This window comes from Moorena sp. SIO4E2 (genome assembly GCF_010671945.1).
GTDB classification, from domain to species: Bacteria; Cyanobacteriota; Cyanobacteriia; order Cyanobacteriales; family Coleofasciculaceae; genus Moorena; species Moorena producens.
In genome coordinates this window covers 1-5,281 of sequence record NZ_JAAHIE010000494.1, presented here as the reverse complement: position 1 = coordinate 5,281, position 5,281 = coordinate 1, and the positions used below count along the sequence as shown (strand labels likewise).

Sequence of the window (5,281 nt, the reverse complement as noted above, 5' to 3'; positions counted from 1 at the left end):
TGGTTGAGGTTACTAACCCAACCCGTTGCTCAAAATCCCGGTACGCCGATAGCACCGACACTCCCAGAAAATACTCCCACCAAGGTAACAAACTATGCTGTCCCTGATGCCAGCTTTGGGAGGACTGGTAAAGTGTATCGTAGTAGCTTTCCTTTGTGCGTTCTACAATGCGTTCCAAACTAATAAACCGCCCCACCTCGTAACCAGCTTTGTATAGTAACAGTAGTGTCAGCAGCCTAGCCATCCGTCCATTTCCATCACTAAAAGGGTGGATGCACAGAAAATCCAAGACGTAGGTGGGGATGAGCAGTAAGGGTTCGAATTCCTCAGACTGCCAGAGGCGATTGAACTGTTCGTGCAAGCGTTCCATCGCGGATGGTGTAGCATAAGCCGCAAGTGGTTGAAACCTCACAACCTTTGTACCATCTGGGTAAGTTTGGCTGATTTGATTATCTACCGACTTCCAGCGCCCACCCTCACCAACAGAAAACTGGTAAAGGTCACGATGCAGCTGTAACACTACCCCTGGAGTGAAAGGGATGTTAGCATAGCTGCTGTGGATGGTACTAAGTACATCTCGATAGCCAGCAATTTCTTGTTCGGAGCGATCGCGGGGCGTAGTTTTTTCCGCTACCAGTTCCTTGATGCGTTCCAGGGGCACTGTAATGCCTTCTATGCGGTTGGAGGATTCAGTACTCTGAATAATCGCCGCCTGACGTAGTGTTTGCAAAACTTGGGGTGACTGTTCTTTGAACAGTTCTTGCTTGCCTTTGTATTCACCAATCAGCCGGATAGTACGCAGTAGATTTTGAGTAATCAGCTGGCGCTCAATAAAACCTGGTTCAAACGACTGCATGGGTAATTCCTATCAACCCAACCTCAGTATACTAGACTTGGCGGCAGTTGTAGGGAACAGGGAACTTCGGAGCAGCGGATCACCTGAACAAGAATTGAGACAAACACTATCAGAACAATACTTTTGTAAGAGGTCTACTATAATTGTTGCGTTAGTGGAAAACTATCTGTAAGATCAACTTCGATTAATGTCTTCCCAAATAGTCCCTGGATTTTTGGTAATAGGTAATGGCTAATGGCTAATGGTCGTAAGATTACTGATTACTGATTACTGATTCCCGAGTCCCAATTACTGATTCCCGAGTCCCGATTCCCGGAAAATCCTAGGTTACATCCCTTTTATGGAAAGGAGATCAGTACTCTTGATTTATGTAATTTCCCGGTTAAACTCTCCAGGCGATAAGCACTATACTTGCCTTTAAGTGAAGGTTCGTAAAAAGAGAAACGAAGGAAAAAGTGAGACTGGTAATGGGGAGATGGGGAGTTTTCCTACTCTCCCCTTATTTGATTTTCCTTGTCCCAAAACACTTATCAGGCTAACACTATGCTGGCTAGGGTTTGGAGTGGTTCAATTATCGGCATTGATGCTGTAAAAGTAGGGGTTGAAGTAGATGTGTCTGGTGGCTTACCGGGAATTGTAGTCGTTGGTTTACCGGATACCGCTGTCCAAGAGTCTAGAGAACGGGTGAAAGCAGCACTGAAAAATGCTGGTTTTGCCTTTCCGATACGCAAGATTGTGATTAACCTGACCCCGGCTGACTTACGGAAAGAAGGTCCTAGTTTTGATTTACCAATCAGTGTCGGGATTTTAGCGGCATCGGAACAGTTAAATCCTCAGTTATTGGGAGACCACCTATTTCTCGGAGAAGTGTCTCTTGATGGCAGTTTGCGACCTGTGGCTGGTGTACTTCCAATTGCTGCGGCAGCAAAGCAAATGGGAATTAGTGGCTTAGTGGTTCCTGCTGACAATGCTACAGAAGCTGCAGTGGTGAATGGCATCACTGTGTATGGATTTGAGCACCTATCCGATGTTGCTGATTTCCTTGACCAGCCAAACCGCTATTCACCGGTAGAGATTGATAGCGTGGGGGAGTTGCAAGTAACCCAGTCTACTGCACCGGATTTAAAGGATGTTAAAGGTCAGGCTCATGGGCGTCGAGCTTTAGAAATTGCTGCGGCTGGGGGACATAATTTAATCTTTGTCGGTCCTCCTGGCAGTGGTAAAACCATGTTGGCGCGACGATTACCGGGAATTTTGCCACCGTTGAGTTTTGCTGAAGCTTTGGAGGTCACTCAAATTTATTCTGTTGCTGGCTTATTGAAAAATCGCGGCAAACTGATCTGCGATCGCCCTTTTCGCAGTCCCCATCATTCCGCCTCTGGTCCGTCTCTTGTCGGTGGTGGTAGTTTTCCGAAACCGGGGGAAATTTCCTTAGCCCACCGGGGAGTTCTATTTTTAGACGAGTTGACAGAATTCAAGCGCAATGTGTTAGAGTTCTTACGCCAACCTTTGGAAGACGGACAAGTCACTATTTCCCGCACCCGCCAATCGGTACAGTTTCCTGCTCAGTTTACCTTAGTGGCTAGTACCAATCCCTGTCCCTGTGGATACTTTGGTGACCCAATTCAACCCTGCAGCTGTTCCCCTCGCCAACGGGAACAATATTGGTCGAAGCTATCAGGACCATTAATGGATCGCATTGATTTACAAGTAGCTGTCAATCGGCTTAAACCTGAAGAAATCACTAGACAGTCTACAGGAGAAGAATCAGCACCGGTGCGAGAACGAGTCCAAGTCGCACGCGATCGCACTCGTGACCGCTTCCAAACTGAACCGACTCTTCATTGCAATGCTCAGATGCAAAGCCATCATCTACGTCGATTCTGTAAATTAGATGATACTTCCCGTAATGTATTAGAAAGCGCTATTCGCAAACTTGGTCTTTCTGCTAGAGGCACCGACCGTATTCTCAAAGTTGCCCGTACCATTGCCGACCTGAGTGGTAATGATGACCTTAAAACTGAACATGTTGCTGAAGCCATTCAATATCGTACTATTGATCGCATGCAATAAGATGCAATTAGGGGCAATTAATGGGTTAATCGATCTAACAGATGGGAATATAGCTGGTAGGGTGGGCAAAAATAGTTTGGTTATGCGTGACTATTCTAGATAATATTACTTTGCCCACCCTACTTTAATTGGTATTTTTTTGACACGCTATTGATCCCATGCAATAGGATGCAATCAGGGGCAATTGATGGGTTAACGGATCGGTTAACAGATGGGAATATAGCTTGTAGGGTGGGCAAAAACAGTTTGGTTCAAATGAGTATTCTAGATAATATTACTTTGCCCACCCTACTTTAATTGGTATTTTTTTGACACTAACGAATGGGAATATAGGGAGTAGTAGGCAAGACGAGTTGAAGGCATGAAGCAAGTCAAAGCAGTTTTATGTGGATATTACGGCAAGGGCAACGGTGGCGATGAAGCATTGTTAGCGTCACTGCTGCAAATGCTACCAAAGTCAGTGAAGCCGATAGTCCTTTCCGGTAACCCTAGTCAAACTCGTCAGCGCTATGGAGTGGAAAGTTGCGATCGCATGTCTACCCTACCAGTGCTCAAAGCTATGCGCCTTTCCGAACTATTCATCTGGGGGGGTGGTAGTTTAATCCAAGATGTGACTAGTGCCGCTAGCCCTCTCTACTACTGTGGTTTAATGGGATTAGCCCAAAGGATGGGTCTGAAAACCATTGCTTGGGCCCAGGGGGTTGGTCCAATTAAGCGTCGGCTGATTGGTTGGCTAGCCCAGCGGTCCTTCACCGGATGTACAGCAGTCAGTGTCAGGGATTATGGCTCAGCGACACTCCTAGCAGATTGGGAAATTCCCTTTATTATGGCTCCCGATCCAGTTTGGGCATTAGACTCCAAACCTGTACCAGGATTGTGGGATTTACCAGCACCAAGAGTAGCAGTTACTTTGCGATCGCATTCTACCCTAACCCCCAAACGCCTGAAGAATCTGACCCATGCCTTAGTGGATTTTCAGAAAGCGACACAAACCTGTATTTTATTAGTCCCTTTCCAAGCTTCCCGAGATTTGGCCATTGCCCAATCTATTGCGTCTCAGTTAACGGGTCCCCATCAGATCTTTTCTATAGAAGACCCTAGAGAATTGAAAGGATTATTTCGGGGGGTGGAAATGGCGATTGGGATGCGCTACCACAGTTTGATTATGGCAGCAGCGGAAGAATGTCGATGTTTTGCCCTCAGTTATGACCCCAAAGTTAACTACTTGATGGAGCAACTGGATTTACCTGGATGGGATGTTGCTAGTTTACCAGATGACCCCAATGTGATTAGTAAAACCTGGTTAGAACACTATGCTAATGGTGAACCATTGACTAAAGATCAAATTCAGTCATTGGTAGACCGGGCAAGGATGCATCAGGATGTGCTGATGGAAGTTTGTTAATTGTTAATTTTTACTTTTCCAAAGGGAACAGGGAGTAGGGAGTAGGGAGTAGGGAATATGGCATCAAAAATTATCACATTTGATTTAGGAGCCCTATTGTTAATTGTTAATTTTGACTTTTTACTTTTGTAAGCATTCAGCAGTCAGCTCTCAGCGGTCATCTGACTGCTGAATGCTTACTTTTAAGTTAGGATTAACCGCTATAGCAATACCATTAATGGCGACGGGGATTGCTCTGATACTAAAGCCATTTTGTCTGGCCTGGTAACTTTCTTTATCTGTGATGTACCGAGAGGATTGAGCAAAATATAACTGCCCGTTTAATAACATTTTTATTCCAGTAACAGAGCCTGGTAGTTCAGTTTCATTTTCCTCGTATTTCAATTTTAATTTTGGCTGCATCCTTTGAATCGGTTGGTCTACCTCTTTGCGCTTACCCTGACTCAAGCCAGCTAATTGGCGTCTGCTGATCACAGCTACTGTGACCACTAAAGATGAAAATATGGTAGCCTGGTTCTTGCCAAAGTGCTTCCGATAGTTCTTCTTTGGTAGGCTGAAGTAATACGGTAACCTCTGCTCCTTTTTTTTCTAAATTTTTAACTATCTTGATATCGTTTTCGGTTTGGATGTCGTCACTCCTTCCCACAACCAGCAAAATTCGGACTTTCCAATATTTTTGAATGGGAAGAATTGTCTGACCCTGCTTACCATAAAGCCTTAAAGCTATTTCCGAGTCTGAGTAGTAGTTTTTCAACAAATCCCACTCTTGCCAAGGGATGCGACCTAATTGAATAAACTTCTCCTCGGGAAAATCAAGGAGGATGTACATTTCTTCTTTTTTAGCACCCTGCCATCGGCTTCCTACTTCGATTAATTTATCCCGGATCGGCTGCCATTGGCTACTGCCAAAGTTGAGCCATTCATTTACCCAGGCTATCACTTCCCTA

Annotated in this window: 4 protein-coding genes and 1 pseudogene; 2 read left to right on the top strand and 3 right to left on the bottom strand. The window is 45.1% G+C overall.

Features of this window, described 5'->3' with window-relative positions; translation table 11 throughout:
- Nucleotides 1–856, bottom strand: an 856-nt coding sequence (locus F6K37_RS31350; protein WP_287254448.1) for a Fic family protein, incomplete at its 3' end; no start/stop codon positions are given.
- Nucleotides 857–1,399: 543 nt separating this feature from the next.
- On the opposite strand from F6K37_RS31350, the gene F6K37_RS31345 reads away from it, so the two are divergent.
- Nucleotides 1,400–2,929 carry a YifB family Mg chelatase-like AAA ATPase gene (locus F6K37_RS31345; RefSeq protein ID WP_008181781.1) on the top strand — a complete coding sequence of 510 codons (1,530 nt, stop codon included), beginning with the start codon at nt 1,400–1,402 and terminating at the stop codon, nt 2,927–2,929.
- A 361-nt stretch (nt 2,930–3,290) separates the two neighbouring features.
- Nucleotides 3,291–4,334, top strand: coding sequence for a polysaccharide pyruvyl transferase CsaB (gene csaB / locus F6K37_RS31340; RefSeq protein ID WP_287254445.1), 1,044 nt, complete (start codon nt 3,291–3,293; stop codon nt 4,332–4,334).
- A 150-nt stretch (nt 4,335–4,484) separates the two neighbouring features.
- On the opposite strand, the gene F6K37_RS31335 is transcribed toward csaB, so the two are convergent.
- The gene (locus F6K37_RS31335; protein ID WP_207554315.1) at nt 4,485–4,808 is read right to left on the bottom strand and encodes a substrate-binding domain-containing protein; all 324 of its coding nucleotides are present in this window, start codon (nt 4,806–4,808) and stop codon (nt 4,485–4,487) included.
- Nucleotides 4,768–5,281: pseudogene (locus F6K37_RS31330) on the bottom strand (substrate-binding domain-containing protein); the annotation flags it as partial. The pseudogene F6K37_RS31330 and the gene F6K37_RS31335, both read right to left, overlap by 41 nt.